Origin of the sequence: Treponema sp. J25 (genome assembly GCF_004343725.1) — a bacterium.
GTDB lineage: Bacteria > Spirochaetota > Spirochaetia > Treponematales > Breznakiellaceae > J25.
Map to the genome: position 1 here is coordinate 105075 of NZ_PTQW01000003.1, position 26984 is coordinate 132058.

At 47.5% G+C, this 26984-nt stretch carries 33 protein-coding genes; 19 read left to right on the forward strand and 14 right to left on the reverse strand.

Features of this window, described 5'->3' with window-relative positions:
* The first annotated feature begins 53 nt into the window (after positions 1-53).
* From C5O22_RS00530 to C5O22_RS00565, 8 genes are all read left to right on the forward strand, one after another.
* Complete coding sequence (locus tag C5O22_RS00530) at positions 54-311, forward strand: OadG family protein (protein WP_132779085.1); 258 nt, start codon at positions 54-56, stop codon at positions 309-311.
* 15 nt (positions 312-326) lie between these two features.
* Positions 327-2084: a sodium-extruding oxaloacetate decarboxylase subunit alpha gene (gene oadA / locus C5O22_RS00535; RefSeq protein ID WP_132779087.1), complete on the forward strand. Its 1758-nt coding sequence runs from the start codon at positions 327-329 to the stop codon at positions 2082-2084.
* Between the two features lie 13 nt (positions 2085-2097).
* Positions 2098-3528: a sodium ion-translocating decarboxylase subunit beta gene (locus C5O22_RS00540; RefSeq protein ID WP_243692828.1), complete on the forward strand. Its 1431-nt coding sequence runs from the start codon at positions 2098-2100 to the stop codon at positions 3526-3528.
* Between the two features lie 173 nt (positions 3529-3701).
* Complete coding sequence (gene lipA / locus C5O22_RS00545) at positions 3702-4604, forward strand: lipoyl synthase (protein WP_132779089.1); 903 nt, start codon at positions 3702-3704, stop codon at positions 4602-4604.
* Positions 4605-4650: 46 nt separating this feature from the next.
* Positions 4651-4956, forward strand: coding sequence for a hypothetical protein (locus C5O22_RS00550; protein ID WP_132779091.1), 306 nt, complete (start codon positions 4651-4653; stop codon positions 4954-4956).
* Complete coding sequence (locus C5O22_RS00555; protein ID WP_243692829.1) at positions 4956-5723, forward strand: lipoate--protein ligase family protein; 768 nt, start codon at positions 4956-4958, stop codon at positions 5721-5723. Before C5O22_RS00550 ends, C5O22_RS00555 begins: the two co-directional genes overlap by 1 nt.
* Positions 5724-5751: 28 nt before the next feature.
* The gene (locus C5O22_RS00560) at positions 5752-6804 is read left to right on the forward strand and encodes a hypothetical protein (protein WP_132779093.1); all 1053 of its coding nucleotides are present in this window, start codon (positions 5752-5754) and stop codon (positions 6802-6804) included.
* 9 nt (positions 6805-6813) lie between these two features.
* On the forward strand, positions 6814-7077 hold the full coding sequence (locus C5O22_RS00565) for a hypothetical protein (protein ID WP_132779095.1): 264 nt from the start codon (positions 6814-6816) through the stop codon (positions 7075-7077).
* Positions 7078-7264: 187 nt separating this feature from the next.
* On the opposite strand, the gene pstB is transcribed toward C5O22_RS00565, so the two are convergent.
* The 4 genes from pstB to C5O22_RS00585 form a co-directional block, all read right to left on the reverse strand.
* Positions 7265-8056: a phosphate ABC transporter ATP-binding protein PstB gene (gene pstB / locus C5O22_RS00570; protein WP_132779097.1), complete on the reverse strand. Its 792-nt coding sequence runs from the start codon at positions 8054-8056 to the stop codon at positions 7265-7267.
* Positions 8057-9295, reverse strand: coding sequence for a phosphate ABC transporter permease PstA (pstA, locus tag C5O22_RS00575; protein ID WP_132779099.1), 1239 nt, complete (start codon positions 9293-9295; stop codon positions 8057-8059).
* On the reverse strand, positions 9292-10212 hold the full coding sequence (gene pstC, locus C5O22_RS00580) for a phosphate ABC transporter permease subunit PstC (RefSeq protein ID WP_132779101.1): 921 nt from the start codon (positions 10210-10212) through the stop codon (positions 9292-9294). Before pstC ends, pstA begins: the two co-directional genes overlap by 4 nt.
* A gap of 81 nt (positions 10213-10293) precedes the next feature.
* A complete protein-coding gene (locus C5O22_RS00585; RefSeq protein ID WP_165910354.1) occupies positions 10294-11328 on the reverse strand; it encodes a PstS family phosphate ABC transporter substrate-binding protein in 1035 nt (344 codons plus the stop codon).
* 365 nt (positions 11329-11693) lie between these two features.
* Here C5O22_RS00585 and C5O22_RS00590 point away from each other — a divergent pair, with 365 nt between their 5' ends.
* A complete protein-coding gene (locus C5O22_RS00590) occupies positions 11694-12140 on the forward strand; it encodes a pyridoxamine 5'-phosphate oxidase family protein (RefSeq protein ID WP_132779103.1) in 447 nt (148 codons plus the stop codon).
* A 63-nt stretch (positions 12141-12203) separates the two neighbouring features.
* Here the strand turns inward: C5O22_RS00590 and C5O22_RS00595 are convergent, their stop codons facing one another.
* Positions 12204-12686 carry a hypothetical protein gene (locus C5O22_RS00595; RefSeq protein ID WP_132779105.1) on the reverse strand — a complete coding sequence of 161 codons (483 nt, stop codon included), beginning with the start codon at positions 12684-12686 and terminating at the stop codon, positions 12204-12206.
* Between the two features lie 65 nt (positions 12687-12751).
* Between C5O22_RS00595 and C5O22_RS00600 the strand changes: the two genes are divergently transcribed.
* Positions 12752-13987, forward strand: coding sequence for an HD domain-containing phosphohydrolase (locus C5O22_RS00600; RefSeq protein WP_132779107.1), 1236 nt, complete (start codon positions 12752-12754; stop codon positions 13985-13987).
* Between the two features lie 25 nt (positions 13988-14012).
* Here the strand turns inward: C5O22_RS00600 and C5O22_RS00605 are convergent, their stop codons facing one another.
* The 7 genes from C5O22_RS00605 to infC are packed head-to-tail and all read right to left on the reverse strand — an operon-like array spanning position 14013 to position 17704.
* Positions 14013-14480 carry a DUF188 domain-containing protein gene (locus tag C5O22_RS00605; protein ID WP_132779109.1) on the reverse strand — a complete coding sequence of 156 codons (468 nt, stop codon included), beginning with the start codon at positions 14478-14480 and terminating at the stop codon, positions 14013-14015.
* The gene (gene manA / locus C5O22_RS00610; protein WP_132779111.1) at positions 14477-15694 is read right to left on the reverse strand and encodes a mannose-6-phosphate isomerase, class I; all 1218 of its coding nucleotides are present in this window, start codon (positions 15692-15694) and stop codon (positions 14477-14479) included. Before manA ends, C5O22_RS00605 begins: the two co-directional genes overlap by 4 nt.
* A 16-nt stretch (positions 15695-15710) precedes the next feature.
* Positions 15711-16022 (reverse strand): cell division protein ZapA, encoded by a 312-nt coding sequence (zapA, locus tag C5O22_RS00615; protein ID WP_132779113.1) that lies wholly within the window; start codon positions 16020-16022, stop codon positions 15711-15713.
* Positions 16023-16029: 7 nt separating this feature from the next.
* The gene (locus C5O22_RS00620; RefSeq protein WP_132779116.1) at positions 16030-16590 is read right to left on the reverse strand and encodes a cell division protein ZapB; all 561 of its coding nucleotides are present in this window, start codon (positions 16588-16590) and stop codon (positions 16030-16032) included.
* A gap of 3 nt (positions 16591-16593) precedes the next feature.
* Entirely contained in the window at positions 16594-16953 is a 360-nt protein-coding gene (gene rplT / locus C5O22_RS00625; protein WP_132779119.1) for a 50S ribosomal protein L20, read from the reverse strand.
* Between the two features lie 15 nt (positions 16954-16968).
* Positions 16969-17169 (reverse strand): 50S ribosomal protein L35, encoded by a 201-nt coding sequence (gene rpmI / locus C5O22_RS00630; protein WP_132779121.1) that lies wholly within the window; start codon positions 17167-17169, stop codon positions 16969-16971.
* A gap of 16 nt (positions 17170-17185) precedes the next feature.
* Complete coding sequence (infC, locus tag C5O22_RS00635; RefSeq protein ID WP_132779123.1) at positions 17186-17704, reverse strand: translation initiation factor IF-3; 519 nt, start codon at positions 17702-17704, stop codon at positions 17186-17188.
* 163 nt (positions 17705-17867) lie between these two features.
* Here infC and C5O22_RS00640 point away from each other — a divergent pair, with 163 nt between their 5' ends.
* Positions 17868-18494: a hypothetical protein gene (locus C5O22_RS00640; RefSeq protein WP_132779124.1), complete on the forward strand. Its 627-nt coding sequence runs from the start codon at positions 17868-17870 to the stop codon at positions 18492-18494.
* Between the two features lie 100 nt (positions 18495-18594).
* On the opposite strand, the gene C5O22_RS00645 is transcribed toward C5O22_RS00640, so the two are convergent.
* Positions 18595-19593: a class II fructose-bisphosphate aldolase gene (locus C5O22_RS00645; RefSeq protein WP_132779125.1), complete on the reverse strand. Its 999-nt coding sequence runs from the start codon at positions 19591-19593 to the stop codon at positions 18595-18597.
* Positions 19594-19724: 131 nt separating this feature from the next.
* Here C5O22_RS00645 and C5O22_RS00650 point away from each other — a divergent pair, with 131 nt between their 5' ends.
* The 3 genes from C5O22_RS00650 (at position 19725) to C5O22_RS00660 (ending at position 22190) form a co-directional block, all read left to right on the forward strand.
* Complete coding sequence (locus C5O22_RS00650; protein ID WP_132779126.1) at positions 19725-20612, forward strand: hypothetical protein; 888 nt, start codon at positions 19725-19727, stop codon at positions 20610-20612.
* A 95-nt stretch (positions 20613-20707) separates the two neighbouring features.
* The gene (locus tag C5O22_RS00655) at positions 20708-21463 is read left to right on the forward strand and encodes a flagellar filament outer layer protein FlaA (protein ID WP_132779127.1); all 756 of its coding nucleotides are present in this window, start codon (positions 20708-20710) and stop codon (positions 21461-21463) included.
* Positions 21464-21473: 10 nt separating this feature from the next.
* A complete protein-coding gene (locus C5O22_RS00660) occupies positions 21474-22190 on the forward strand; it encodes a flagellar filament outer layer protein FlaA (RefSeq protein ID WP_132779128.1) in 717 nt (238 codons plus the stop codon).
* Between the two features lie 113 nt (positions 22191-22303).
* On the opposite strand, the gene C5O22_RS00665 is transcribed toward C5O22_RS00660, so the two are convergent.
* On the reverse strand, positions 22304-22546 hold the full coding sequence (locus tag C5O22_RS00665) for a hypothetical protein (RefSeq protein ID WP_132779129.1): 243 nt from the start codon (positions 22544-22546) through the stop codon (positions 22304-22306).
* Between the two features lie 241 nt (positions 22547-22787).
* Here C5O22_RS00665 and mraZ point away from each other — a divergent pair, with 241 nt between their 5' ends.
* From mraZ to mraY, 5 genes are read left to right on the forward strand one after another with little or no spacing between them, the layout of a single operon-like run.
* On the forward strand, positions 22788-23225 hold the full coding sequence (gene mraZ, locus C5O22_RS00670) for a division/cell wall cluster transcriptional repressor MraZ (RefSeq protein ID WP_132779130.1): 438 nt from the start codon (positions 22788-22790) through the stop codon (positions 23223-23225).
* Between the two features lie 12 nt (positions 23226-23237).
* Positions 23238-24215, forward strand: coding sequence for a 16S rRNA (cytosine(1402)-N(4))-methyltransferase RsmH (gene rsmH, locus C5O22_RS00675; protein ID WP_132779131.1), 978 nt, complete (start codon positions 23238-23240; stop codon positions 24213-24215).
* Positions 24212-24502 (forward strand): septum formation initiator family protein, encoded by a 291-nt coding sequence (locus C5O22_RS00680; RefSeq protein WP_132779133.1) that lies wholly within the window; start codon positions 24212-24214, stop codon positions 24500-24502. The genes rsmH and C5O22_RS00680 overlap by 4 nt, the downstream gene beginning before the upstream one ends.
* A complete protein-coding gene (locus C5O22_RS00685; protein WP_243692830.1) occupies positions 24492-25910 on the forward strand; it encodes a UDP-N-acetylmuramoyl-tripeptide--D-alanyl-D-alanine ligase in 1419 nt (472 codons plus the stop codon). The genes C5O22_RS00680 and C5O22_RS00685 overlap by 11 nt, the downstream gene beginning before the upstream one ends.
* The gene (gene mraY / locus C5O22_RS00690) at positions 25900-26979 is read left to right on the forward strand and encodes a phospho-N-acetylmuramoyl-pentapeptide-transferase (protein ID WP_132779135.1); all 1080 of its coding nucleotides are present in this window, start codon (positions 25900-25902) and stop codon (positions 26977-26979) included. The genes C5O22_RS00685 and mraY overlap by 11 nt, the downstream gene beginning before the upstream one ends.
* Positions 26980-26984: the final 5 nt, after the last annotated feature.

Consider the following 26984-nt stretch of genomic DNA (forward strand, 5'->3'; position numbering starts at 1 on the left):
AGAATCGATATTTTTGGTACTGTAAAACTGAATATCCGAATATTGGAGGCCCTATGACAATACTAGAGATGTTCGAGCAAAGTGGGATCCTTACCCTGCTCGGCATGGGAGTGGTGTTTGGCTTCCTGGTTATCCTTGTTCTTTTTATGAATCTCGTAGCCTGGATTATCCGGCTTCTTGGATGGGATAAGGACGAACAGGAATCCAGTGGTTCGACTGCAGCAGGCGCTGCTTCTTCGGCGGCCGGTGGGGCCGCGGTCGTAGCTGCGATTACCGCTGCGGTGAATGAATATCGTAAAACACATCAATAGTACAAGGAGTTTTGTATGGCAAAGGTTCAATTAACAGATTTAGTACTGCGGGATGCCCATCAATCATTGCTTGCTACCCGGATGACCACTGCAGACATGGTCCCGGCCCTTCCTATGCTGGATAAGGTAGGCTATTTTGCCCTGGAAGGATGGGGTGGAGCCACCTTTGATGCCTGTATTCGTTTCTTAAATGAAGATCCCTGGGAGCGATTGCGGCAGCTCAAAAAGGGACTTCCCAATACTAAAATCATGATGCTCCTTCGGGGACAAAACCTGCTTGGCTATCGTCACTATGCGGACGATGTGGTTAGTAAGTTTGTAGAGGCTGCCGCAAAGAACGGGGTGGATGTGTTCCGGATCTTTGATGCCGTAAATGATCCTCGAAACTTTAAGGCTGCTACCGAGGCGGCTAAGAAAACCGGTAAGCATGTCCAGGCTGCCATATCCTATGCTACTACCCCCTTCCATACTATCCAGTCCTATGTAGATCTGGCAAAACAACTTGCCGACGAAGGAGTAGACTCCCTCTGTATTAAAGATATGGCGGGTCTCTTGAAGCCCTACGATGCCTATGACCTCGTAAAGGCTATCAAGAAAGCCGTGGACTTACCTATTGAAATACACTCCCATGCTACCACGGGTATGTCGGTGGCTACCCTTACCAAGGCTGCCGAAGCAGGGGCAGAAATCCTTGATACGGTAATCTCATCCCTTGCTATGGGAACGAGCCACAGTCCTACCGAAACCATGGTAGAAATATTCAAGGGGACCCCCTACGATACGGGGCTCGATACGAACCTGCTCCTCGAAATTGCGGCCTATTTCCGGGAAGTCCGGAAAAATTATAAGAAATTTGAATCCAGTTTCCTTGGGGCTGATACGCGGATCCTGGTATCTCAGGTACCGGGGGGTATGCTCTCGAATCTGGAGAGCCAGCTCAAAGAACAGGGCGCTTCCGATAAGATCGATGAGGTGCTCAAGGAAATTGCGGTGGTGCAGAAAGATTTTGGCTATCCACCCCTTGTAACTCCTACGAGCCAGATTGTGGGTACCCAGGCGGTCTTTAACGTGCTTTTCGGTCGGTATAATAAGCTTACCGCCGAATCGATCGATCTTTTGGTGGGGCGCTATGGAAAATGTCCTGCACCGAAGAATCCTGAGGTTGTTAAGAAGGCCCTGGAAGCGGCAAAACTGGATAAGGAAATCACCCACCGGCCTGCTGACGATATCCCCAATGAATTTTCTAAATTGGAAGAAGAAACAAAGAAAATCCTGGGGACTTCTACGGTGTCGGTGGAAGACGTCCTTACCTATGCGATGTTCCCCAAAATTGCCCCCGATTTCTTTAAGAAACGCGATCAAGGACCGGTTAAATTTACAGCCGAACCTGAAGCGCCCAAGGTTCCTGCGGCAGCGGCCACCGCGGCAGGACAGGCTGCTAAGTATGTGGTCAATGTAAACGGTGCGGACTATACGGTCATTGTTCGGCCAGAGGGAACCCTCGCGGTAAGTCCTGCTCCTACGGCTGCCGCTGCCCCCGCTCCTGTTGCTGCTCCTTCCGGTGGTCAGGTTATCGAGGCTCCCGTGGCGGGAACTATCATTAAACATGTGGCCAATGAAGGTTCTACGGTAAGTGCCGGCCAGACCATCATGATCATTGAATCTATGAAGATGGAACTGGAAATTAAGTCTACCGGTAGTGGTGCGATCCATTTCCTGGTAGGTCCGGGTACTCAGGTAGCAGCCCATCAGCCAGTGGCAGAACTGAAATAAGGAGAATACGTCGATGCCAGTACTAGCACAGAAAAAAGCCGCCTGGGTGACGAAGGTTGTTCTGGTGATGCTCACCGTCGCCTTTGTATTCTCTTTTATGGGGCGGGTTGTTGCCCAGGCTGCCGAAGGTCAGAGCACTGAAGTGGTAGCGGGTGATGCAGCCGCTTCTTCTGGTGGAAATTCCCAGCCTGCTTCTTTCCATAATCCGGCCGGTATTATTCGGGGAAGCGAAAACATAAAGAAGATTTCCATCGCTGAGTTTGCCAGGAATATTCTGGAGACGACGGGGCTGTATGCGTTTTTTGTAGATTCAAAACAGAAGACAACCCCCGCGGGCGACCCAATAACGGTCTGGGGCTGGGAAGAGCTCTTGATGATTATTGTGGGTTTCGTGATTATCTACCTGGGGGCTGCGAAAGGTTTTGAGCCCCTCCTCTTGATTCCTATCGGTTTCGGGACTGTCTTTGTCAACATTCCCCTGGCAGGAATGGGAGATGCTCCCCATGGCTTCCTCCATATTATTTATGAGTCGGGGGTAGGAAACGAGTTTTTCCCCCTTATCATCTTTATGGGAATTGGGGCCCTTACCGATTTTGGTCCGCTTATCGCAAATCCCAAGACTGCCCTTCTTGGAGCGGCCGCTCAGTTTGGGGTATTTGCAACCCTCTTTGGAGTTACCGCATTTAACTTTATTCCCGGCTTTGATTTCAACCTGAAAGAGGCCTGTGCCATCGGTATTATTGGAGGTGCCGATGGTCCGACCACTATTTACATTGCAACAAAACTTGCACCGCATCTTCTTGCTACGGTGGCCGTTGCGGCCTATTCGTATATGGCACTGGTGCCGGTTATCCAGCCTCCTATCATGAAGGCCCTTACCACAGAACACGAACGAAAGATCAGAATGAAACAATTGCGCCATGTGTCAAAGATAGAAAAGATACTTTTCCCCATCTCGGTATTTGTTCTTTCTATTCTCCTTATTCCATCGGCGGCTCCCCTTATTGGTTGTCTCATGTTTGGAAACTTTATTCGGGAAATTGGGGTGGTGGAACGGCTTTCGAAGACCCTTCAGAATGAATTGCTCAACATTGTTTCCATTTTCCTTTCCCTTGGGGTTGGCAGTCAGATGACTCCCGAAAAATTCCTTAATCCAGCTTCTCTCTCTATTGTATTCCTCGGGCTTTTTGCCTTCGCTATTGCTACAGCGGCGGGAATCCTGGTGGCTAAATTTATGAATCTTTTCCTTAAGGAAAAGATTAATCCCCTTATTGGTTCTGCAGGAGTTTCAGCGGTGCCTATGGCAGCCCGGGTTTCTAACAAGGTTGGGCTTGAAGCGGATCCAGGGAACTTCCTTATCATGCATGCTATGGGCCCCAATGTGGCAGGTGTTATCGGTACGGCCATTACTGCCGGGGTTATGATTGCGGTCTACGGCGGCTGATAACCTACTGAGGAATTGCATATAAGGTGAAGCAAAGGCCATCCCATTATAAAGGGGTGGCCTTTTGTTTTTCAAAAGCGGGTATGGAAAAGGGATAAACGAAAAATATTTAGGTATCAACTGAGATTTTCGTTATGGTGACAAAAGGGGCTTTTTTGCTCTATAGTAGGTTCATGGCAGAAAAACTTCCAAAGCCAGCGTGGATTCGACTTAAAACCAGTGAGGGTCCGCACTGGCACAGGGTAAGAGACACGGTGGAACGCTATGGGCTCCACACGGTGTGTGAAGCGGCCCTTTGTCCAAATCGGGGTACCTGTTGGGGATGTGGCACTGCCACGTTCATGATCCTTGGTTCGGTATGTACGCGGGCCTGTCGTTTTTGTGCGGTCCCTCATGGCAAAAAAGGAGAGCCCCTTCGTTCTGATGAGCCAGAAGCTTTAGCTGAGGCAGTGGTCCAGCTCCAGCTTCGCTATGTGGTGCTTACGTCTGTAGATAGGGACGATCTCCCTGATAGGGGGGCTTCCCACTATGCTTCCTGTATTAGGGCAGTTAAAAAAAGAAATCCCTCAGTTGTGATAGAAGTTCTCATCCCTGATTATCAACAAGAAGAATTAGAGGATATTATCGCCGCAGGACCAGAGGTCGTTGCTCACAATATCGAGACGGTGCCCTCTTTGCAGGGCGTACGGGATAAACGGGCGAGTTATGAAAAGAGCTGTGCCACTCTAAAGATCGCAAAGGACATGGGTGCTTCCTGTACAAAAACAAGCATACTCCTTGGATTGGGAGAGGAACGAGAAGAAGTTCTCTATACGATGAAAGCCCTACGGGCCCTGGGGGTAGATATCCTTGTGCTTGGACAGTATCTCCAGCCAACGGGGCAGCAGATTCCGGTGATCCGTTATGTAGAACCGGGGGAATTTGAGGAATATCGAAGGTGGGCTTTAGAAATGGGCTTTTCTGCGGTGGTTGCAAGCCCCCTTGCTCGGACTAGTTATCAGGCCCTTGAAGTGTGGCGAACAACAAAGTTAGAGAAAGAGGCTGGTTTGTTTTCACAAAAAATAAGCCAGGTATGAGGTAAGACCGAACTTCTAGGGGGCACCTTACAGAGGCAGGATGTTCATGATTTTTTCTTTTGTGGGGAAAAAAGAGAATACAAAATTGATTCGAGGTACCGTCGAGCTTACCTTAGATGGATGTATCAAACATATCCAGATACGGGGAGATTTTTTTATCTATCCCGAAGATGCTCTGGAATATATAGAAAAATCACTTGAGGGCAGTTCCCTTTCTGACGTAGCACGACGATTTTCTTGGGCCCTCGAAGAATGTGGTGCTGAAGCCCTTGGTATTAACGGAGAGGCTCTTCAGATAATTTTACAGGAAGCCTTCCATTCTCAGGATAAGCCGGCTAAGGAGGGTCGATAGTGTCCTATCAGTTTCGTCTTATTATAGATACCCTGCACGATGCATTTTACAACATGGGAATGGATCTCGCTCTTTTAGAATCGGTAGGGCAAAGAAAAACGCTTCCTACCCTCCGATTGTATGGCTGGAAACCCCAGGCGGTCTCTATCGGCTATTTTCAGGGAATCGAAGAAGAAGTGGATATCCCGGCCTGTGAATCTCGGGGAATTTCGGTGGTCCGACGGTTAACCGGCGGTGGGGCCGTCTTTCATGATCAAGAGGTTACCTACAGTATTGTGATTCCCCTTGATCATCCCTTAGCTTCTTATTCTATTCAAGAGTCATACGCTGTTTTGTGCCAGGGAATCATAAAAGCTTTAGAAAAATTGAATATACGAGCCACCTTCGTTCCTATCAATGATATCGTATGTGAAGGAAAAAAGATTTCAGGCAATGCTCAGACCCGAAAAGAAGGTGGCCTATTACAGCACGGGACATTACTTCTTTCTGTCAATGTGGACCTTATGTTCGAATTACTGAAGGTCCCTCAGGAGAAAGCCCGGGGACGGCATATCCAGGAAGTAAAAGAACGGGTTACCGCTTTGGATGTCCTTTTAGGAAGGCCTGTTTCTTTCAGAGAAGCCCAGGAAGTCTTAACAGAAGGATTTGCGGAGGCCCTTAATCTGCAATTTAAACAGGAAGAGCCACAACAAAATGAAATCGAAGAGGCTTACGAACTGGCAAGAACCTTTTTTTCTAGTTCGGAATGGAATTTTAAGCGCCGATAATAAGGTTGATAATTAAGATGGAAGGACTATGAAAAAAACTCAATTTATTTTTTTCTTCCCTTTATTAGTTGGACTTTCGGTGTATCTCGAGAGTCAGACACCAGGCAAAAGGGTCCAGAGTCCTTCTGGTGGAGCTTCTTCTTCTCAGAATGCAGGGGCGCAGAAAACAGTTTTTCCCTTTTTTTTCCTTTACTCTTTCGGTATTACCCCTTCTGAATGGAATCCCCTCTGGCCCGCCCTTTTGCCTCCCGATAGCTTAACGGCTAATAGTCAAGAGCGGTCTTATCTACAGATCACCATTACCGGAAAAGATCTAGAATACCAACTCCGTTTTGGAAAAGATGGGAAACCACTGAAAATTCCCTTTTTTTATGGTGAGTCTTCTCAGTATCTTCAATTTAAATGGGATAGTCAGGGAAATCTTGAAAAACTTTCTCTGAGTTCGAATTCAGGAAAAGAGGAAACCCTGTACCAGGTTATTCAACGGGAGGGAGAAAAAATAGCGGAACTTGTGTATCAGAAAGAAGGGGAAATTTTTTTCATTTATCTTACAATACGTTCTGAAGAAGTCGAGGAAGTCTGGTATACGCCAGAAGGGGATCCTCATATTGTTTTCCGTTTTCTTGGCCCGGCAGGCCTTATCTATAAAATTGAACAAACCTCAGAAGAGGGTACAACAGATTTTCTTGTTCGGGAATATACCAGTTTCTTAAAACCCTCCTTTGAAGCATGGAAGGATACAACCTACGAGGTCCTGTATGCTAAGGAAAATCCCCGCTATGTTCGCATGAAGGCCTTGCAAAACGGTGCTTCTGGGGAAGTGCAAAATCCACCTGGTGGGATGCCTCTTGTGGAGGAGCAGAAAAAAAGCAAGGAAGAACAGTGGTGGTATCAATATGATGAGCGGGGGAGACTGGTACGGCTCGTATATCCTGACAGGGAGTATCGCTATGAATATGAAGATGACCGAAAGGGGCTGTGGGTCCGCTGTAGGATTACGCCCTATATTCCCCGTTTGGGAGGTATGGTTCCCTTACAGCCCATTGAATTGACCCGGGTGATAAGCTACGGCAAGGAGTAACACATCATTATGCAAGATGCTACAAGTTGGCGAGACGTATTATATACAAAAACCTTTGAAGCGGAAATTCGGGGCCTTGAGCGTCGGCGGGCCTATGATCCTTCCTGTTCTATTGAAGATTTACGGGCTACCCTGCAACACCTCTACCATATGGAAGGGGCCGACTGGGGAGGGCGAGGGGAACTTCAGGATATAGTCCTGCGGGCCACCATTGCAGCCTACGAACAGGTTATTGCCGAATGGGAAGTGGAATTAAAAAGAAAAGAAGAATGAGAAGAATAATCCTCCCCTCTTGAGAGGCTTTTTTTTCTTCCTTTTAAGAATTCTTTTCCAATCCCTTTTTCCCAAGATTCCGATGGCTTATCATGTGCTTGAGGAGCCCCATTCGTGATATTCTTTAGCTGAAGCACAAACCACAACACTTCTTAATACACCCGGGGAAGAGGGGCTCCGTCGTAGCTCAACCAAATCTTCCTGAAATGTAGTTTTCGGTCCGCTCATCCTTAGGATTAAAGAAAAGTTCCTTTGTGGGGGCATACTCAATCATTTCCCCATTCAGGAAGAAAGCGGTATAATCAGAAATACGGCCTGCCTGTTGCATGTTGTGGGTTACGATAATAATGGTATACCGCTGTTTGAGTTCTTCCATAAGATCTTCAATCCGGGCCGTCGAAATGGGATCGAGGGCACTGGTGGGCTCATCCATCAGAAGAATTTCTGGTTTTACCGCAATGGCCCGGGCAATACACAGTCGCTGTTGTTGTCCGCCCGATAATGCAAGGGCGCTCTGTTTTAGCTTGTCCTTTACTTCATCCCAGAGGTATACGGCCCTGAGGCTCGATTCTACCAGTTCATCCATGTTGCCGGTGTATCCATTGATACGGGCCCCCCAGGCTACGTTTTCGTAAATGGACTTAGAAAACGGATTGGGCTTTTGAAATACCATCCCGATCCAGCGTCGAATTCTGGTGGGATCCACATCGGGATGATAAATGTTCAGCCCATGAAATAGAATTTCTCCTTCTAATCGGGTATTCGGTATAAGTTCGTTCATGCGGTTAATAGCCCTGAGGGCGGTGCTTTTTCCGCAACCGGAGGGCCCGATAATTGCCGTGACCTTCCGTTTCTCAAAATTGAGCGATACGTTTTTTACTGCCTGGAAATCACCGTAGTAAATGCTTACGTTTTTGAATTCCACTGCATAGGGATACTCTGCATTCGGATCAAAGGTTAAAGTGTTCTGTGCGCTCATTTAGGCTAACCTCTTTTCTTTGCGATATTTGTTCCGTAAAATAATTGCGGTGGCATTTAAAGAAAGCAACAAAATCAATAATACGATAATTGCTGCTGCCGCAGCGTTTTTCCATTCGATCTGGGGGCGACTGGTCCACTGATAGATTACGATGGGAAGGGTGGTGAATTTTGAAAAAATCCCTGAGGGATCCTGGGTTAAAAAGGCTGAAGCCCCTACCACCACAAGAGGAGCAGTTTCGCCGATTGCCCGGCTTATAGCAAGGACGGTTCCCGTAAGAATCCGATCGATACTAACGGGGAGAACATGGTGCCAAATTGTTTGCCAGGTCGTAGCTCCTACCGATAAACTCGAATGGCGTAAGCTGTTGGGGACCGCTTTAAATGCTTCCTGGGCGTTAATAATGATTGTAGGAAGTATGAGGATTCCCAAAGTAAGTCCCGCTGAGAGAATGGTTCTTCCATTAGCGACAGTATTATCGGTAAGAACTCCGAATAGTGCCCCTGAAGTAACCGGTTCGAGGTATCGGACGAATACCGCAAGGCCTAACATCCCATAAATGATAGAGGGGACCCCCGCCAGGTTATAAATATTTAATTGAATAAAACGATTAAGGGCCGTATCGGTGGCGTATTCTTCTAGATAGATAGCCGCTCCAATACCTATAGGGAAGGCAATAAGAATGGCAATCAAAATGGTCAGAAACGATCCAATTAAAGCTCCCCGAATCCCTGAGTGAATAGCCAACGCTTCTTGTGATGAAACAACAAAATTCCAGTTTATCCACGATCTAAATACCAGCCGGCCCTGAGGGAAATTGTTTTCCTGCCATTCCCGTATTCTGGGATATTGGGTTATGCTTTCCCACAGGGACCAGGTTCTCCGTACCTGGGGATTAATAACTTCTTCTTCGATTGTCTCTAAAAGTTCGTGATTACTGCGATCTACAAAGGGTTTTTCATTATCTAATTTTATAAATAAACGCCGGGATATGTTTTGTTGAATGATTTTAACCAAGGTTTCTTTAGGAAGATTTTCGAGCGGGACTCCATTTTGGCTGAGATCTTCTGGGTTAATTTTATTCTCTAAAGCCACATACCCAAAGGCATTGTTTACGATGCTTACAAGAAGAGTTGTTAGGGCAAAAATAGAAAAAAGCGTCGCTATCATAAAAAAGGTAAGCCATCGTTTCCCTTTTTTCTGTCGCTCTTCCAGGCGAAGATCAAATTCCTGTTTCATTCGTAGATCTCCCGATATTTCTTAATGATTCGCCGACTTAGAATGTTCAAACCCAGGGTGATGAAAAAAAGCACGAGGCCGATTGCAAAAAGACTCGTATAATCCAAAGAACCATAACTGAGATCTCCCCCTGAAATGCGTACAATATGGCCTGTCATGGTTTCAGCGGCTTTAAAGGGATTAAACGTGAAATTCGGCCCTGCGCCCGCTGCGAGGGCCACAATCATGGTCTCTCCTACTGCTCGAGAGAGTCCCAGAATAAAGGCTGCCGCAATACCTGAAAAAGCTGCGGGCACTACTACCTGGAGGGTTACCTCTAGTTTTGTGGCCCCCATCGCAAGGGCTCCTTCCCGTAGTGACGTAGGAACTGAACTAATAGCATCTTCACACATCGATGCGATGAGAGGAAGAATAAGAATACCCATAACAAGTCCCGCACTGGCGGTGTTATATACTTCTACGATTTCTTTGCCAAAGATAGATTGAAGCAGGGGGGTCATCACGGTAAGAGCAAAATACCCATATACAACCGTGGGAATCCCTGCGAGGATTTCTAGAATAGGTTTTAAGGTTTCTCGAAGAGTGGTAGGGGCATATTCACTCAAATAGATAGCGGCCATGAGCCCTAAGGGGAGGGCTACCATCATGGCAATGCTACTAGTCATGAGCGTTGCGTTTACCAACGGCCAGATACCAAAATTGTGAATCTGAGGTTGCCATTCAAAGGTCCCGAAAAATTCAGCCAAGGAAACTTCTTTGAAGAAACTCCAGGACTCTCGTACAAGCGTTACTATAATGCCAAGGGTTGTAAAAACAGAGAGGGCCGCACAAAAAAATAGGAAAATATAAATAAATAATTCTCCTATGTGGATTTTTCTTTTTAATGAAAAAGACCCGTTCTCATCTGTGTGTTGCATGTATTTCTCGTCCTATTCAAAAAATACTGACAGGATGTGACATCCTGTCAGTGCTATGTAATCTTCGTTACAGTAAAGGAATTATTTCATTGCTTCAAGCCAGGTCTTCTTTGCCTTAAGAAGCTCTTCTTTGGGTGCGGGGAAGAACCCGTGGGCCTTTACTTCTTCATTTACGTAAGTGAGATAGTAAGCGATAAACGCCGCTACCTGAGGTTTGTTTTTCATGATAGTAGGATCAGAGTAAATGAAAAGGGGCCGAGCGAAAGGTTTGTAAGTTCCTTTGTTTACTGTTTCATCACTAGGAGCAACCCCATTAATAGCTAGTGCGGTAAGTTTATCCTTGTTTTCCGCATAGTAGGAGTATCCAAAAAAACCGATCGCATAGGGACTGCCGGTAATACCCCGTACCAGGACGTTATCATCTTCGGAAAGCTGTAAGTTCTTGGCTTTTAAGAGGGGTTCCTTGTTTTTCTTAAAGGTTTCTTCCACAAAGTAGTCGAAGGTTCCTGAGTCGGTTCCTGGGATAAAGCGGAGAATTTCGTTTTTCGGCCATTCAGGACGTACATCGGACCAGTAAGTTGCGGTGGAGAATATGGCGGCCAGTTCTTCCATAGTAACATCTTTTACAAAGGTGTTAGATTTACTCACGCAAATGGTAAGAGCATCAGTAGCAACTCTAAATTCTACAGGACTTCGGCCAATTGCTTTGGCCCAATCGATCTCCTTTTGTTGAATGGCCCGGCTAGCATTTGCTATATCAGTTTCGCCGGTTTTGCAGAACCGTTCAAAGCCCGCTCCAGAACCAATTACGTCAATGGTAAGCTGATCCTTGTATCCTTCTTTCTTGAAGCGAGCGGCGATGGTTTCAGAAAGGGGTGCAACAGTAGAAGAACCAGCCGTAATGATGTTCCCTTTTACCTTACTGGGATCAACGCCGGGAAGCAGTCCATCCGGATCATCCGATACCGGATCCTGCCAGGGATACTGAAGCTGTACGGCGGGTTTTTGCGCTTGTTGCTGAGTTGTCTGCTGACTACCCTGCTGCTGAGCCCCACTAGCAAAGGTGAGAGCGGTTATCCCTACCAAAAGGGAAACGACACCAATCATCTTTTTCATACCTGTCCTCCTATGAACTCATTAAAAGGAATACTCCTTTTAGGTTACACAAAACCTACCTACCTTCTGTATGGGAAAAGTGAGAGATTTGTTAAAAAATGGTTAATTCTCTGGTGATGTTTTTTATTTATAAGGGGGAATGTAACCTTTTTATGCCTCTACTGTTTATATACTGATAGTTGGTAAAAAACAACTATCCATCTCATTCCTCCTTTCCTTTTTATATGGCTCCCCGGGTTTTCCTCCTTTTACCGGGGAGCTTTCTTTTTTAAAAAATATTTTTGACATCTACCGTAATGTTTTGTATGTTTAATATACCATATGCCCAGAATGGGGGCTGAACACAATGGTAAAGAGGGGAAGTTATGGAAGTAGGTGAGGCGATTGTGCGACTTCGCAGGCTGGTAGAAGCAAGTCATGTGGGCCTGTTTACTACCATAGATCGTCGGAACTATCCCCGAAGTCGTTGGATGACCCCGGTTATTTTTTCTGAGCGGCCTCAACTTCTCTATGCCCTTACAGATCCTCGTTCAAAGAAAATAGAGGATCTCTCTGTTCATAAACAGGTAGAATGGACCTTTCAGAGTACCGTGCTTAATGAGGTAATTTCTTTATATGGCACTGCTACGGTGATTGCTGATCCTGCTCTACGGGAACGAATTATCGTCGAAATAGGTAATTATTTGCCTGTTTTCTGGCGTTCCTTTAATAGCGAACAGATACATAACCTGGTAATCATCGAAACCGAAATAGAAGGTATTTCCTGTTTTTATCCTTTTAAGAACGAGCGGTTTTCCCACCACTTTGGGTGAATGGTGAGTGCTTGATCGCCAAAAAGGGGAAGCCTTTTCCAGTCTTAAAAGCCTCACCTATTGTTAGTTTAGATGTTTTGGCTGAGAAGACTCCCCTGGCATGAATTCGGGAAAGCAGTAAACAGCTATTCCCGTCGTTTGGTCTATTTCGATATAGGCACTCCCTTTCCGGACACAGGCATCGAGGGCCTTTTCTGCTGTTTCAAGAGACACGTTCAGTTCCATCGCTAGTTGGGCGATGCTGATCTTGCCACCCCTATCGGAGGCCGCCTTAAGGGCCTTGACGGGTAAAAGGGGGTCCATGGGAGTAGCTTCGGCCTCTTCTTTTTTTTCTACCCTGCGAAAAAGACTTTTTAACGCCCCCCAACGAACACGTCCACTACTATCTCTTTCTGCTCGGAGAAAAAGCCCTGTTCCAATCAACAAAAAACCTAGGATGAAGGCGGATGGCCCTACCGTAGGTATGGGACGGGGAGCCCAGAAATTCGCTATGTTGAGAATTCCCAGGATGATAAAAAAAATTCCAAAAAAGCGGCCGATTTTCATGTTCTTTCCCTTACTTTTGTAGTATTTTTATAGCATACTTCATGGACCCCTACAAGGAGGGTTGCATGGGAAAAAAAGCAAGCCTTGAAGCAATTATCCGCATCGATTCTCAGTTGAATCAGATCCGTGACGCGGACCTGTTGCTGGAACGGATCCTTTTTGAGGCCCGGCAGGTGGTAGGGGCCGATGCGGGCTCGATTTATGTAAAAGAAGGAGAGATGCTGCAAATCCGGTATGCCCAGAATGACACAAAACAAAGGGAATTGCCGCCTGGTACTAAGTTGCTGTATTCGGTGGTGAAGATCCCTATCAATGAACAGTCCATTGCGGGTTTTTGTGCACTTCATAAAAAAGTGGTAAATGTGGAAGATGCCTATGCCATTCCTTCCAATGCGCCCTATTCTTTTAATTCAAGTTATGATCGCCTTGTGGGGTACCGAACCCGTTCGATTCTTGCGGTTCCCCTCGTAACCCCCGAAAAAAAACTCCTGGGGGTAATCCAGGTAATCAATAAAAAGATAAAGGAAAATGCGGTAGGGCGTTTTACCCAAAAGGATGAGCTTTTTATTTCTCATTTTGCAAATAACGCCACGGTGGCCCTGGAGCGGGCCCTCATGACAAGGACCATGCTTCTCAGGATGATTCTTATGGCGGAGCTTCGGGACCCTAAAGAAACGGGGGCCCATGTTAATCGGGTTGCAGGATATGCGGTCGAAATCTACGAGCGCTGGGCCTTTCGTCATAACGTAGCAAAGCAAGAACGGGAAAAATACAAGGATATTCTCCGTATCGCCGCGATGCTCCATGATGTGGGGAAGGTAGCTATCTCTGATGTAATCTTAAAAAAACCTGGTCCCCTTACCCCAGAAGAGTATAGGATTATGCAGAGTCATACTGTCTATGGGGCCCATCTTTTTGATGATCCCCAATCGGACCTGGACCTGGTGGCCCGCGATATTGCCCTTACCCATCATGAAAACTGGGATGGTTCGGGGTATCCCGGCTGGAGTGCTATTCCAGAGCCGGCTGCTGGCGCTTTAGAAACAGAAGGGGAACAACAACGCTCTGGAGGAAGAAAAGGGGAAGGAATACCCCTGGCCGGACGAATTGTGGCGGTGGCCGATGTCTTTGATGCCCTTATTTCTCGCCGGGTATATAAGGAAGCCTGGGATGAGGAAAAGGTGTATGAAGAAATTCGACGTCTTTCGGGTACAAAGTTCGATCCTGAAATAGTGGAATGTTTTTTTGAAGCCCTTCCTCATATTCAACAGGTGCGACAACTGTACCCTGATGCATCATAAGAAAAGATCTGGGTGCCCACTTTTTTCAGGATGATGCATCGTGAGAAGCCTTATGCTTTGCCAGTTCTCTGTCTAAGGCATCGGCAAGTTGTTTCAATTCCCGCCGGCCGTACTGGGGACGCCGTTCTATTTCAATGCCATCACTGGCAAGCTGGACCGTAAAATCCCGGATAGAAAGGAGTTCCCGGATGTTCTCTTTGCTGTATCGTCGTCCCCGATCATCAAGAACGGTCACATCTTTTTCTATGAGCCGAGATGCAAGGGGGATGTCTCGACTGATCACAATATCCCCCGGTTCTGCCAGTTCTACCAAGCGGTCATCGGCGGCTCCTTCCTGGGGTGGACAGACCTCCATCCGGAGATGAGGACCGATTATGCCCGGAATGGAGCGATTGGCCGCAAAAATTCCGGTGACCTTTCGCCGCTGCATGGTTCTTACAAGGAATTCCCGGGCTAAGCGAGGACAGGAATCTGCATCCACAAGAATTTTCATAAAAACTCCCTATTGGGCATAGCGAAAAAGGCTTTACCTGTTCCCGTTACGTTCGGTTCCTGAGCAGTGGCAGCAACAAAGGCCGACTCCCCTTGATGAAGAACCAGACGTTCTTTATCACTCTTAAGTTCCATTGTGCCGTCCACCACACATATAATAAGAGGAAGCCCCGCAGGAAGTTCCGTGTTATTAAGGTTCCCGGTAACAAGGCCTAATCGAAATTCCTTTGCCTTACTTGGATAAAATAAAAGGGATCCTTTCTGATCTCTGGCGGGAGAGGGAGAAAGAAGGGGAGGATCATAAGGCCGGTTCTCCAGAATCCGGAGCAGTTCTCTCGGGTCCATATGTTTTGTGGTAAGCCCACCCCGCAGTACATTATCCGAGTTAGCCATGAGTTCAACCCCAAATCCATGAACATAGGCATGGAGAATCCCTGAAGGTAAGAAAAGGGCCTGTCCTGCCTCAAGGTCGATGAGATTAAGGTACAGCGGAGCAAGGACGGTGATATCCCGGGGATAGAGATTGATAAAGGATTGTACGGTTTCCCATTCCTTTTGGTACGCCGGTACCTTTTGGGTCAGGGAAGGAAGGGTCCTCGTGTGCAGTTCCCGGAGAATGTCTTGAACTGTTTCCGGCGAAATGGTGAACAGGGCTTGTAAAAAAGCGGTATAGCTTTTTCTTTCCTGTAGGGCTTTTATCGCAGGAAGGAGGGGTGGCATTTCGAGCCACGAAAAAAGGGTCGTAATTTCCTCTTCCCATCGAAATCCGCAGAGGGCTCGAAAGGGTGAGAGGGCGGCGATAATTTCCGGTTTATGATTATCATCTTTATAATTTCGGTTGGCCGCATCTAAGGGGATGCCTTCCTGGTTTTCTCGAGCAAACCCTTCTTCCGCTTGGGCTTTTGAAGGGTGTACTTGAATGGAAAGGGGCTGTTCTGCCGCAAGGAGCTTAAACAAGAAAGGGAAGGTGGCCCCTTCTTTCGCAAGTTCCTTCCCCACATACCATTCCGGGTTTTCTTCAATGAGCTTGGTAAGGGGTACAGGTCCTTGGGCCTTAGTTACCGCAAGAGAAGGGGCCTTCGGGTGGGCTCCCATCCACAGTTCTGCCATGGGCGTGTCCGATGGGGTTGGGAGACGAAGCATGTGAGGTATCCAGAAACGGGAGCCCCATGGATAGGTCTGGATTTGGTTTTGCAAGAAGAGTAGGTGTTCCATATGGTCTCTCGCTCTGTTAGGTTTTCCCAAGGGTCGCTTCGATCCGTTCGATAAGATCCGTTACAATAGAGGCGGCCTTTTCGAGTTCTGCGCTTTCTTTATGTAAGTGCTGATTCAGTTTTCTCTGTGTCTTTTCCAACTCGTCGCAGAGAAGAAGCCCCGCAATAATCGATTGTTTCAGGGGATCCGTTACTCCCGTGTTTTTTTCCACCGAATCAAGAACTGATTGATACCGGGTTAAGAGGGCGTTAAGATATAATGGATCTTCATCTACGGAAATAACAAAGGAGGTTCCGAGCATATCGATCCGAAACCGTTCTTTGGACATAGGTGCGTTAAAAGATATCCAATTCGTTCGAAGAAAAGGAAGTCGTTTTTTGGCGGGTTGCTTCAAGGGCAGCCTGCTCTTGTGCTGCGAGGGCTGCGTCAATCTCGTCGATAGGCTGCGGTTCCTTTTCTGTATCGTTGTTTGAAAGTTTCGGTGAGGAATACGGTCGTTCTCCTGTCCCCGCTACCGGTGATGCAAAAGGTACGTTCCCCCCTTTTCTTTCATCTTGAGGTAAAGGGGCTGTCGAAGAAAGGCCTACGCCAACCCCCTCGCTCTTTTTTTCAGCAGGAGAGGCTGTTTTGGATAATTCTGTTTCGAGCACGTCTTCAAATTGATTAAGACGAGCCAGAGCAGACAGAATGGTGGCCTCAATTTTACCCTGATCTTCTTTAAATTGTTGCACAAGCCGCTCGAGCTCGGTTACCCGTTTTTCGTACCCTTCCAGTTGCTGTTGCAACCGCCGGTTTTCAGCCTGAAGCCCCGCATTTTCTGCCCGCAGGGTCTTCAGGGTTTCGATCACCTTGGAAACCCGGGTTTCTAACAGGGAAACCTGCTCGAGGGTAATCATACCTTATTCTCCCAGAGCGCTTTTTGCTTTGGCTACCACCGCTTTGAATGCCTCTTTGTCCTGGACTGCCAGATAGGCCAGGGCCTTTCGGTCCAGGGTAACCCCTGCTTTAGCTAAACCGTTAATGAAACGGGAATAGGAAATCCCCTCTGCCTGACAGGCCGCATTGATTCGGATGATCCAGAGCCGTCGGAAATCCCCTTTTCGGTCCCGCCGATCCCGGTATGCATAGAACAGGGCCTTTGTTACCGCATCTTTAGCGGCTTTGTAGTTAGAATGACGACGACCCCAATAGCCCTTTGCTAGTTTGAGGATTTTCTTCCGATGATTCTTTCGTTTGCTTCCATCGACTGCTCGTGACATGTCGAAACCACTCCTTTACCCGTAGGGCAATAATTTCTTTCTGATAACGGGTACATTGTCGCTCGACAGGATGCCCGCATGGCGGAGATTCCGCTTCCGTTTGCTGGTTTTTTTCGTCAAAATATGCCGCAAATTCTGTTTTTTATACTTTACCTTTCCGCTGGCGGTGAAGGTAAAACGCTTCGCGGCGCTTTTCTTGGTCTTCATCTTCGGCATAGTGCCATCCCTCTGCTTATTTTTTGGATTTCGGGCTTAAGACCATGGACATGAATCGCCCCTCCATTGCGGGAGGTTTATCCATCACATAGTCCCCTTCAATCCGTTGTAGAACGTCCTTAAGGACATCCAACCCAAGTTCAGTATGGGCAAGTTCCCGTCCCCGGAAACGGACAGTAACCTTTACCTTGTTCCCTTCTGCAAGGAATTCCCGGATATGCTTTGATTTAAAAGCCAGATCATGTTCATCGATCTTGGGCTGCATCCGGATTTCCTTTACCTTTAACTGTTTTTGTTTTTTCTTCGAATCCCGAATTTTCTTTTCGTTTTCGAACTTAAACTTGCCATAATTCAGGATTTTACAAACCGGCGGATTTGCCTGGGGGGCAACTTCCACCAGGTCTAATCCCAGTTCCTGGGCCATGCGAAGAGCCTCTTGGGTTGGAACAATACCCTTTTGCTCTCCATCTTCTCCAATTAAACGAACCTCGCGTACCCGGATCTGTTCGTTGATCCGTAAATCCTTTTCCGACAACTTACCTCCTCGTTGTTATATCCACCACGGGGCAGAAGGATATACCAGTACGCAAAATATAGCAAATAGGGGCTTTATCTGTAAAGCCCCCATCTGTAAAGAATTCCGAATAGTAGTACCTTCGCTCTTGTCATCCCTTTATCGTATGTGCTACCCTTCTGTCATGGCGGTTTTTACATTATTGTGGGTGCCTTTCTTTTTCTTTTTCTATCACTCCCTTTTTGAGGTTTCCCCCGGCGCTCAGAAGAGGGGGGTGATCCTTGCTCTTTTGGGAGGCTCCCTTGGGGCGATTCTAAAGGTGCTTCTCGATTCTTTCGCTGATCCCAGTGGTGGTCCGCTCGGAGTATATTTTCATGGATTTTTTGATGTCATCGTGTTTCCCCTGTTTATTCCAGGGGTTGTGTTTCTTGTGTGTAAGAGGCTTTCTTCGGATGTGTGGATTTCCCCGGCTTCGTTCTCCCTTCTCTGGATGATTCCTGTTTCGTTGCAACGGGCTTTTCTCTGGAGCGGAAACGGAGATCCCGTATATTTAGTTGGGGTTCCCTTATTGTGGACCCTTTTGATTATGGGATTCTGGTTTCTTTTTAATGTGATTAAAGAAGAAATAGGGGTTCCCTATTACCTTGCCTGGGTAGGCGCGGTAATACTTCCTTTTGGCGCTTCTTTTGTTTTCTGGGCGTGGTATCAAAATCAATTCTGGCTAGGGACAGTTCTCTTTGTGGTTCTCGCAGTTCCCGCGGTGCTCCATCTGGTTCAACTCTGGAAACATCCTATTCCGGAACAAGCGTAGGGACTTCTTGTTTATAGCACCCATCGAGTCAGGGAAGTCTCAGGGCTTCGATTTGTTCACACCCGGCTGTGTGAACCGGGCGTGAACCATTATGTAAGGATTATGCTTTTCCTGCAGAACCGAGGACGTTAATATTCTTGTGCATATAGAGCTTTTTGAGTTCGTCCCGGGCGGGGCCCAGGTATTTGCGGGGATCGAATTCGTCGGGTTTTTCTGCGAAAACCTTTCGGATAATGGCGGTCATGGCGAGGCGTCCATCGGAATCGATATTGATCTTGCATACCGCGCTCTTTGCAGCCCGCCGCAGCTGATCTTCCGGGATACCCACCGAATCTTTCATTACCCCACCATATTGTTCAATCATCCGGACATACTCGATTGGTACGGAAGAAGACCCGTGGAGGACGATGGGGAAGCCGGGAATTCGCTTTTCGATTTCCTCTAGAATGTCAAAGCGCAGGGGTGGCGGAATAAGAATCCCATTTGCGTCCCGGGTGCACTGTTCGGGCTTAAATTTGGTGCGCCCATGGCTGGTCCCGATAGAAATGGCAAGGGAATCGACGCCCGTCTTTTTTACAAAGTCCTCTACTTCTTCGGGTCGAGTATAGTGGCTGTGTTCTGAGGAGACATCATCCTCCACGCCTGCCAGAACCCCTAGTTCCCCCTCTACCGATACATAATCTTTTCGAGAATGGGCAAATTCGCAGACCTTTTTAGTAAGGGCTACGTTTTCGTCGTAGGGTAAATGGGAACCATCAATCATCACTGAAGAGAAGCCCGACTCGATACAATCTTTGCAAAGTTCAAAGCTGTCCCCGTGGTCAAGATGTAATACGATAGGAATATCATACCCTAACTCATGGGCGTACTCGACAGCCCCCCGGGCCATGTGGCGGAGCAGGGTCTGGTTTGCATATTTCCGGGCTCCTGCCGAGACTTGGAGGATGACCGGTGACCGGGTCTCAACGCAGGCCTGAATAATAGCCTGGAGCTGTTCCATATTATTAAAATTGTAGGCGGGAATTGCGTATCCACCGGCCATGGCTTTCTTGAACAGTTCAACGGTGTTCACGAGCCCTAACTCTTTATAGCTGATCATAGGCACTCCTTACAAGAAAAATTTACCTGATTGTATGATTATCCCTTCCCTTGGTCAAGGTAAAGATGACAATAGTGGTCAGTCCTCCGGGGTTATTGACCTCTTCATGGAGGACTAACTATGGTTCATGTATGAAATTGAAGGGATTGGCTACCTCAAACATCAGAAACTGGCTTCCGTTCGGTTTTCTCTTAGTAGGATGGGGAGGGGCTCTTTTTTTGTTTATTAGTGCTTCGCCGGTGATTGTGGTCACCGATCAATATGAAGTTACTCTGTATGGCAAAGAACGAATCCAGGCGACCTGTGTGCAGAGTTCCCTGGGAATATGGAAGCCCCTGCGCCTGGTGTATGGAGAACGAGGGGAAGACCCTGAGCGGCTGGTTTTAAAAATAGGATTAGCCGCTCGCCGGCCCGCTTTAGTTCTATTCCCTTCCTGGTTTTACGAAGGGGCCCTGCACTATACGAAGGTGTATCCTCAGGTGCCGGTGGGGATATGGTTTTCGGAGAAAGAACTGGAAAATGAAACAGCCTTCCTTTCATTTCCGGGTTATGTAGGAAGAATTGATTATAGAAAAGATATGGAACATCTGGTGTCTTTGTTTTTGGAGAAAAGCCCGTTAGAGGTGCCTCGCCTAAAGATTGATGAAGAAAGTTGGGCAGGGACTACCGCATCGCAGGTGCAAGCAGCTTTGGGAAAGGCTATTCAAAATCGCTTTCAAACGAAGAAAATCCCATTTGGTGGAACATCCCCTGAATCGTATCCGCCAGATACTGAAACTAATGCCGGTTCTCTATGGATTATGGGTCCTAGTTCGGTAAAGACCCTCGCTGAGAAGGGCTCCTACGTGTTGTATAGCTGGCAGGATCCCCGTTATGTACCCCCTTCGGTGGTAGTTTTGCTTGACGATTCTCGCTGGCCCCATCTTGTCTCCTTTGCGCGGGATATCTGGAAAAGGGAAAGGCAAAAAGGGGAGCGCCAGATCTGGTATACTTCGGTTCAAAGGTTTTTAAAAAAATGAAAAAAAAAGTAATTGCTCATTTGACAAAGGTATAACAAGGTCATATAATCAAACTGTCTACGGTTTCAGCAAAGAATTGGCAAAAGGAGTATAGAATGAAACAAGGCGGTTTCAAAGCTCTTTGCCTGGTGTTGGTAGTAAGTGTTTTACTGCCGGCCATTATAGGGGCGGATGAGAAGGCTGTTAACCTGGAATCCAGGGTAATAGAAAATTTTGATGGATCCTCCGGGTATGAATGGCGGGCAATGGCAAGCAAATTTGCCACCAAAACCGATAAGGAGACGTTCCCCAAGATTGCACTGATAAAAGCCTGGCCTGCGGCGGTATACGGATATAATAAGGAAGGAAAAGATATCCGTAGCCTCGGAATTTGGGGCCGTTTTGATCGCAAAGGGTACAACTGGATTGATGTGTATCCGGTGAAAAAAGGGAGTTCCGACAATGCCCCCGCAGAAATTCCCATGCCGGGAAGGGTTCAGATGCTCGATATGTGGGTATGGGGCTCTAATTTCTATTATTACCTGGAAGCCTATGTGCGGGACTATAAGGGGATCGTTCATATTATTCCCATGGGGGATCTCAGTTTTGAAGGATGGAAGAATCTACGCATCTCTATCCCCGCAAACATTCCGCAGGCGAAGCGTACCTTCCCCAAGCGGCAAGGGCTTTCGCTTGTAAAATTCAGGATCTGGACCCGGCCCACCGAACGGGTTGATGACTTTCAGGTGTACTTTAACCAAATTAAAGTGCTCACGGATACCTTCGAAAGTCTTTTCGATGGGGATGATTTAGCCGATCCTGAAAATGTCCAGCAACTGTGGAATGCCAGTACAACGACCAATGCCAGATAAGGAGCGCCCCATGAAACGAAGTATAGTTCTAATATCTTTAATAGTAGTGGCCGGTTTCCTCTTTTCTCAAGAATTGGGAACCCCCAATCCAGAAAAGGTAGGAATTGAAAGTGCCCAGCAAAAATTAAAGGAAGTTTCGGTTGATAAATTTGAACAGGATGGCTTCTGGGTCCCTTACATGTCCAGCGATGACGGCTTTGTAACGGTGCGCCTCTTTGAAGGGAACCCCGCCGGGAAAGTGCCGCTGGAAGAAGAAAAGAACCTCAATATCCCTGATAAATATGTCCTTGGTGTGCGGGTTGATTTTTTGCGGCGGGCCTATTCCCATTTCTATATACGTCCTTTACGGCCTATTCCTATCGAAGGAATCACCAAAACGATTTCGGTATGGGTGGTTGGACGGAATTATAACCATGTGCTCAAAGTGGTATTGCAGGATTTCTTTGGTCGGGAATATGAACTCTACATGGGTCGCCTTAATTTCCAGGGGTGGAAAAAGCTGACTGTGGCTATTCCCCCTCAGTCTCCTGATGGGAAGAGTGGAATTGTCCAGAGGGATTATCACTATAATAGTAAAATGGGCCTCAAGATTATTGGGTTTAAGGTTGAATGCGATCCCATGGAAGCCTACGGGAGCTATTATATCTACTTTGATGATCTGCGGGCAGTGACGGATCTCTTTGCAGAAGAAAATCGGGATCCCGACGATATGGTTGATACCTGGTAAAAAGCGGTTTGGCACCAACTATCGTTTCTTTGTAGAAAAGGCCCCCAAGGGGGGCCTTTTTTTATTGAACCGGTATCCTTGCTGGGTAGGAGTCCCTGGGTGGTGGGACCCCTTTACTGGACGTAGTTTTTAAGTTCCTCTGCGGGAACCAATTCAAGATAATATAACACTTCGGTAAGTCCCTTTTGTTCTTTACGGACTGTCCGTTGAACCCGATAGGCAATCATCCGATGAGTCTTAAGAGGGAACTCCAGAAGATGCCCATTTAAGTCCACAAGACTATTAAAAGGAAGGGGAGCTTCAATGGCCTGGATATCCCCTTCGGGGTACACCACATAGTATTCTTCTTGATACATGGAGAAATGGTAGCAGTTTTATAGGTAGTTATTCAAGAAATAAAAAGGATATTCCTTACCTCATCTCTCTATTCTCTCTAACCTTCCTCTGAAGACTTAACAATTGTATAGATAAAGGGTGATGTTTTTTTACTATTTATAATCTTTTCTTTTCTTCCTCTTATTGACGATTCATTAGGATGTGCTAATAATGGTGTTAAGTGGGAAATAGTGGGAGAAAGTAGGGAAAAGTGGGAAGAAGATGTTAACCGGCGAGTTTAAAAATGTACTTGATGAAAAGGGACGTCTCATTTTGCCTACTCGCATACGAAATGAACTGCCGGGTAACATGGTGGTGATAACCCAGGGGGTGGATCGCTGCCTTTGGATTTTTACTCCTTCCCAGTGGGATAGCCTTGCTCGAAAGTTGATGGAAAGCACTTCCCCTTTCCAAAGTCGTTCTCGTATGGTTCAGCGGCGTATTATCGCCCCTGCCCAGGAGATAGAAATCGACAAGGCGGGGAGAATCGCGATTCCCCAGAGCTTACGGGAATTTGCCCGGCTTACGAAGGAATGTGTGATTTTAGGAATAGATAAGTATATTGAGGTGTGGGATGCGGATGAGTACGCATCCTATTGGCAAGAAAACGAGGCTGAATTCCGTGGGGCTGCGGAAGAATTAAGTTCCCTTATTCTCTAAAAGGAGGGGGGTGTGGAGGAAAGGGTAGAACCGGGGGATCTCTATACGCATATTCCCGTGCTCCTGGAAGAAACGTTGGAATATCTCGCTCCTCCCGCCAGAGAAGCCCTTCTGGTGGACGCCACGTTAGGAGAAGGGGGACACAGTGTGGCCTTCTTATCTCGTTTTCCCTTGTTACAGGTAATAGGGGTAGAAGTGGATGAACGTATTTTAGCGCGAGCCAGGGAACGGCTTCTTCCTTTTGAGGGACGGATCCAGTTGTATCATGGCTGGTCCCATGATTTTTTTGCTTCCTATCCCCCCTCTTTTGCTCGCCCCGATCGTATCTTAATCGATCTGGGTATCAGTGTGTTTCACTATGAAAAGAGCGGGGGAGGTTTTAGTTTCCGTAAAGATGAGCCCCTTGATATGCGACTGGATCCGACGAACTCCGTCCGGGCGGCGGATCTGGTGAATACTCTTTCAGAAGGGGACCTCGCAAATCTTATCTATCGCAATTCGGAAGAACGGTTTTCCCGTCCTATTGCTCGCGCCATCGTCCAGGAGAGAAGGCGGGCACCCATTCAATCTACCCTGGTACTGGCTGATATTGTTGCCCGGGCCGTTCCTCCGTCGTATCGCTATGGAGCCATACACCCGGCCACAAAGACGTTCCAGGCCCTCCGGATCGAAGTAAATGGTGAACTGTCTCGGCTGGAACTGCTTTTGGAACGGGCCTTTCGAGTGTTAAACAAAGGCGGACGGATGGGGGTGATTACCTTTCATTCCCTGGAAGATCGAATAGTGAAAAATTTTTTTCGCGAAAAAAACAAGGACTGCATCTGTCCTGCAGAGGCGCCGATATGTACATGTAGGGGGAAACGACTTCTTTCTCTGGTGACGCGAAAACCTATTGTTCCTGGCGAACGGGAAATACAGTATAATCCCCCTTCTCGGAGCGCGAAATTCCGGGTTGTAGAAAAACTGGCAGATGAGGATGTGGCGGTATGAAGAAACGGCTTCTGTTATATCTGTGGTCCTTAAGTATTCCCCTACTATTTTTTGTGCAGGTCTGGCAGGCTAATCGGTATGAAAGAATAGTGCGGGAGGTGAACATCCTTGTTAAGCGACAACAGGAATTGATCGACGAAAATAAGCGCTATGTGGCAGCCATAGCGGTTCTTTCTGCCACAGAACGAATAGAACGGATTGCCCGGGAGGATCTGGGATTAGAAAAAAAACGGGCAGCGGATATTATCCAGCTGAGTATTGCCCGGGGGAGGAATCATGATAGCTGAATCTCCTCTCATGAGTATTCGGTCCGTGATGGAAGCCCTTTCCGGGAAAATACTTCCGGAAGCGGTTAATCCCCAGCAAGGTATTAGTTCGGTAACCATAGATTCCCGTAATGTTACTGAGGGAGCCCTCTTTGTGGCCCTGCCAGGAACGGTGACGGATGGGCATGCCTACGTAGAAAAGGCTTTTCAGCAGGGGGCGGTCTTTGCCCTGGTCCAAGAAAATCGGATGGAGCAGTATGGAGCGACCATTGTGGCGGCCGCACGGGGGGCCGGAAAAAATGTGATGGTGGTTCCCGATACACTGCGGGCCCTGCAGGATCTCGCCCGGTGGTATGTGGATCGCTTCCCCCATTTGATTCGTGTAGGTATTACCGGTTCTTCTGGCAAGACGACCACCAAGGAAATAGCCGCAGCCATGATTAGGAGTGAAAAAGTAGTGGTCATGAATGAGGGAAACCTGAATTCTGAAACGGGACTTCCCCTCTCGGTTTTCTCTATTCGTCCAGAACATCAGGTAGGTGTTTTTGAGTTGGGGATGAATAGGGTGGGGGAAATTACTGAGCTTGCCCGGGTGCTGCGGCCCCACATCGCCCTGATTACGAATATTGGCACCGCCCATATTGGGAAGCTCGGGAGTCAGGAAGCTATTGCCCGAGAAAAAAAAGAAATATTTTCCCAATTTACGGGGAGAGAGGTAGCGATAATCCCAGAGTCGGATCCCTTTGCGGCGTTTCTTAAAGAAGGAGTTCGGGGAAGGATTCGGAGTTTTGGCTATCGTTCCATGGTTTCCCTGGGGGAAGTTACCCCCCTGGGGATTGAAGGTACCCGTATTGTGTGGGATGGTGTTCCGGTAATCCTGCCTCTGCCGGGGACCCATAATGTCCTCAATGCGTTGGGGGCGGCGGCCATTGCCCAGGAAGTAGGGATTAGCGCCGAGGGAATCCGACAGGGTATAGCGCAGGTGCGTCCCCTCTTTGGCCGTGGCGAAATTATTAAGGGGCCGGTCACGATTCTGCGGGATTGTTACAATGCCAATCCCGAATCTATGGAGCAGGCTGTAGGATTTTGTGATTCTTTAGAATGGAAGGGAAAGCGAGTATATGTAATTGGATCCATGCTTGAATTAGGTGAAAAAAGCGAAGAAGCTCATCGACAGATAGCTCATGTTTTGGCCAAGTCAAAGGCAGACCGGATTTTCCTTTTTGGAGAAGAAACGGCCATCATGGAACCTATTGTGGCTGCCACAAAAGGTTCTGCGGCGGTAGGGTATACCACTTCTTTTGATGAGCTACAAGAAAAGGTGCGGCGATCGGTGGAAGAAGGAGACCTGGTTCTTCTTAAAGGATCCCGGGGTATGGCCCTTGAACGGTTAACTGAAATCCTAACAGGAGAAAAAAATGTTTTATAAGTTTATATATCCCCTGGTAAAGTATTTTACTCCCCTGAATGTGCTCCGCTACATTACCTTCCGGGGCGCCTATAGTGCTATTACGGCCCTTTTTATAGCCTTCTTGTTTGGGCCTCGAATCATTGAAGCCCTTCGGAAACTCAAGGTAGGTCAGGCAATTCGATCTGATGGACCCCAGACGCATCTCCAGAAGGGGGGGACCCCCACCATGGGCGGAGTTATGATGATCCTCTCCGTGGCGGTTTCGGTTTTTCTGTGGCAGGATTGGAATAATTTTTATGTGTGGGTCGCCTTTTCTGCCTTAGTGGGTTTTGGGGCTATTGGGTTTGTGGATGATTATCTTAAGGTAACCCGAAAGAATTCCGCGGGGCTTCCTGCCTGGGCAAAACTCGTGGGCCAGTTTGCGGTAGCCATCGCTATCGTCATGAGCCTGTATAATTATGGGGATGAACGAATTACCTACCTGTATCTTCCATTCTTTAAAAATCCAGTATTAGACCTGGGGTATTTGTGGATACCCCTGGCGGTTCTTCTTGTGGTGTGGGAATCCAATGCGGTAAACCTGACCGATGGTCTTGATGGGCTTGCAATTGGTCTTGTAATCATGGTGTTCATTGCCCTGGCGGTGATAACCTACCTTTCGGGCCGGGCCGATTATTCGGCATACCTTGGCATTCCCTACTTTGCGGGCTCAGGGGAACTTATGATCTTTTGCCTTGCCATGATCGGTGCCAGTGTGGGTTTCCTGTGGTTTAATAGTCACCCCGCGGAAGTCTTTATGGGAGATGTGGGAAGCCTTTCCCTGGGAGGAGTAATTGCCACTATTTCCCTCATGGTAAAAAAAGAGGTGCTTGTCCTGATTATTGGGGGGGTCTTTTTGCTGGAAGGTATGTCGGTGGTGCTCCAGGTGCTGTCGTATAAATTAACAAAAAAGCGGATTTTTAAAATGGCGCCGCTTCATCATCATTTTGAACTATCAGGGTGGGCCGAAACAAAGGTGGTTATCCGATTCTGGATTATCGGTGGCCTTTTTGCATTAATAGCTCTTTCTACGCTTAAGATCCAATAGGAGGG

Excerpts from the sequence above, each read along its gene's own strand:
- pstB (WP_132779097.1), bottom strand. The coding sequence starts at position 8,056 with ATGAGCGCACAGAACACTTTAACCTTTGATCCGAATGCAGAGTATCCC.
- C5O22_RS00660 (WP_132779128.1), top strand. The coding sequence starts at position 21,474 with ATGAAACGAAGTATAGTTCTAATATCTTTAATAGTAGTGGCCGGTTTC.
- C5O22_RS00530 (WP_132779085.1), top strand. The coding sequence starts at position 54 with ATGACAATACTAGAGATGTTCGAGCAAAGTGGGATCCTTACCCTGCTC.
- C5O22_RS00540 (WP_243692828.1), top strand. The coding sequence starts at position 2,098 with ATGCCAGTACTAGCACAGAAAAAAGCCGCCTGGGTGACGAAGGTTGTT.
- C5O22_RS00550 (WP_132779091.1), top strand. The coding sequence starts at position 4,651 with ATGATTTTTTCTTTTGTGGGGAAAAAAGAGAATACAAAATTGATTCGA.
- oadA (WP_132779087.1), top strand. The coding sequence starts at position 327 with ATGGCAAAGGTTCAATTAACAGATTTAGTACTGCGGGATGCCCATCAA.
- rpmI (WP_132779121.1), bottom strand. The coding sequence starts at position 17,169 with ATGCCGAAGATGAAGACCAAGAAAAGCGCCGCGAAGCGTTTTACCTTC.
- manA (WP_132779111.1), bottom strand. The coding sequence starts at position 15,694 with ATGGAACACCTACTCTTCTTGCAAAACCAAATCCAGACCTATCCATGG.
- rplT (WP_132779119.1), bottom strand. The coding sequence starts at position 16,953 with ATGTCACGAGCAGTCGATGGAAGCAAACGAAAGAATCATCGGAAGAAA.
- C5O22_RS00685 (WP_243692830.1), top strand. The coding sequence starts at position 24,492 with ATGATAGCTGAATCTCCTCTCATGAGTATTCGGTCCGTGATGGAAGCC.
- C5O22_RS00605 (WP_132779109.1), bottom strand. The coding sequence starts at position 14,480 with ATGAAAATTCTTGTGGATGCAGATTCCTGTCCTCGCTTAGCCCGGGAA.
- C5O22_RS00650 (WP_132779126.1), top strand. The coding sequence starts at position 19,725 with ATGAAATTGAAGGGATTGGCTACCTCAAACATCAGAAACTGGCTTCCG.
- C5O22_RS00620 (WP_132779116.1), bottom strand. The coding sequence starts at position 16,590 with ATGATTACCCTCGAGCAGGTTTCCCTGTTAGAAACCCGGGTTTCCAAG.
- C5O22_RS00655 (WP_132779127.1), top strand. The coding sequence starts at position 20,708 with ATGAAACAAGGCGGTTTCAAAGCTCTTTGCCTGGTGTTGGTAGTAAGT.
- mraZ (WP_132779130.1), top strand. The coding sequence starts at position 22,788 with ATGTTAACCGGCGAGTTTAAAAATGTACTTGATGAAAAGGGACGTCTC.
- mraY (WP_132779135.1), top strand. The coding sequence starts at position 25,900 with ATGTTTTATAAGTTTATATATCCCCTGGTAAAGTATTTTACTCCCCTG.
- C5O22_RS00565 (WP_132779095.1), top strand. The coding sequence starts at position 6,814 with ATGCAAGATGCTACAAGTTGGCGAGACGTATTATATACAAAAACCTTT.
- C5O22_RS00645 (WP_132779125.1), bottom strand. The coding sequence starts at position 19,593 with ATGATCAGCTATAAAGAGTTAGGGCTCGTGAACACCGTTGAACTGTTC.
- lipA (WP_132779089.1), top strand. The coding sequence starts at position 3,702 with ATGGCAGAAAAACTTCCAAAGCCAGCGTGGATTCGACTTAAAACCAGT.
- C5O22_RS00560 (WP_132779093.1), top strand. The coding sequence starts at position 5,752 with ATGAAAAAAACTCAATTTATTTTTTTCTTCCCTTTATTAGTTGGACTT.
- C5O22_RS00680 (WP_132779133.1), top strand. The coding sequence starts at position 24,212 with ATGAAGAAACGGCTTCTGTTATATCTGTGGTCCTTAAGTATTCCCCTA.
- C5O22_RS00640 (WP_132779124.1), top strand. The coding sequence starts at position 17,868 with ATGGCGGTTTTTACATTATTGTGGGTGCCTTTCTTTTTCTTTTTCTAT.
- pstA (WP_132779099.1), bottom strand. The coding sequence starts at position 9,295 with ATGAAACAGGAATTTGATCTTCGCCTGGAAGAGCGACAGAAAAAAGGG.
- C5O22_RS00600 (WP_132779107.1), top strand. The coding sequence starts at position 12,752 with ATGGGAAAAAAAGCAAGCCTTGAAGCAATTATCCGCATCGATTCTCAG.
- C5O22_RS00595 (WP_132779105.1), bottom strand. The coding sequence starts at position 12,686 with ATGAAAATCGGCCGCTTTTTTGGAATTTTTTTTATCATCCTGGGAATT.
- zapA (WP_132779113.1), bottom strand. The coding sequence starts at position 16,022 with ATGTCCAAAGAACGGTTTCGGATCGATATGCTCGGAACCTCCTTTGTT.
- C5O22_RS00665 (WP_132779129.1), bottom strand. The coding sequence starts at position 22,546 with ATGTATCAAGAAGAATACTATGTGGTGTACCCCGAAGGGGATATCCAG.
- C5O22_RS00590 (WP_132779103.1), top strand. The coding sequence starts at position 11,694 with ATGGAAGTAGGTGAGGCGATTGTGCGACTTCGCAGGCTGGTAGAAGCA.
- C5O22_RS00585 (WP_165910354.1), bottom strand. The coding sequence starts at position 11,328 with ATGAAAAAGATGATTGGTGTCGTTTCCCTTTTGGTAGGGATAACCGCT.
- pstC (WP_132779101.1), bottom strand. The coding sequence starts at position 10,212 with ATGCAACACACAGATGAGAACGGGTCTTTTTCATTAAAAAGAAAAATC.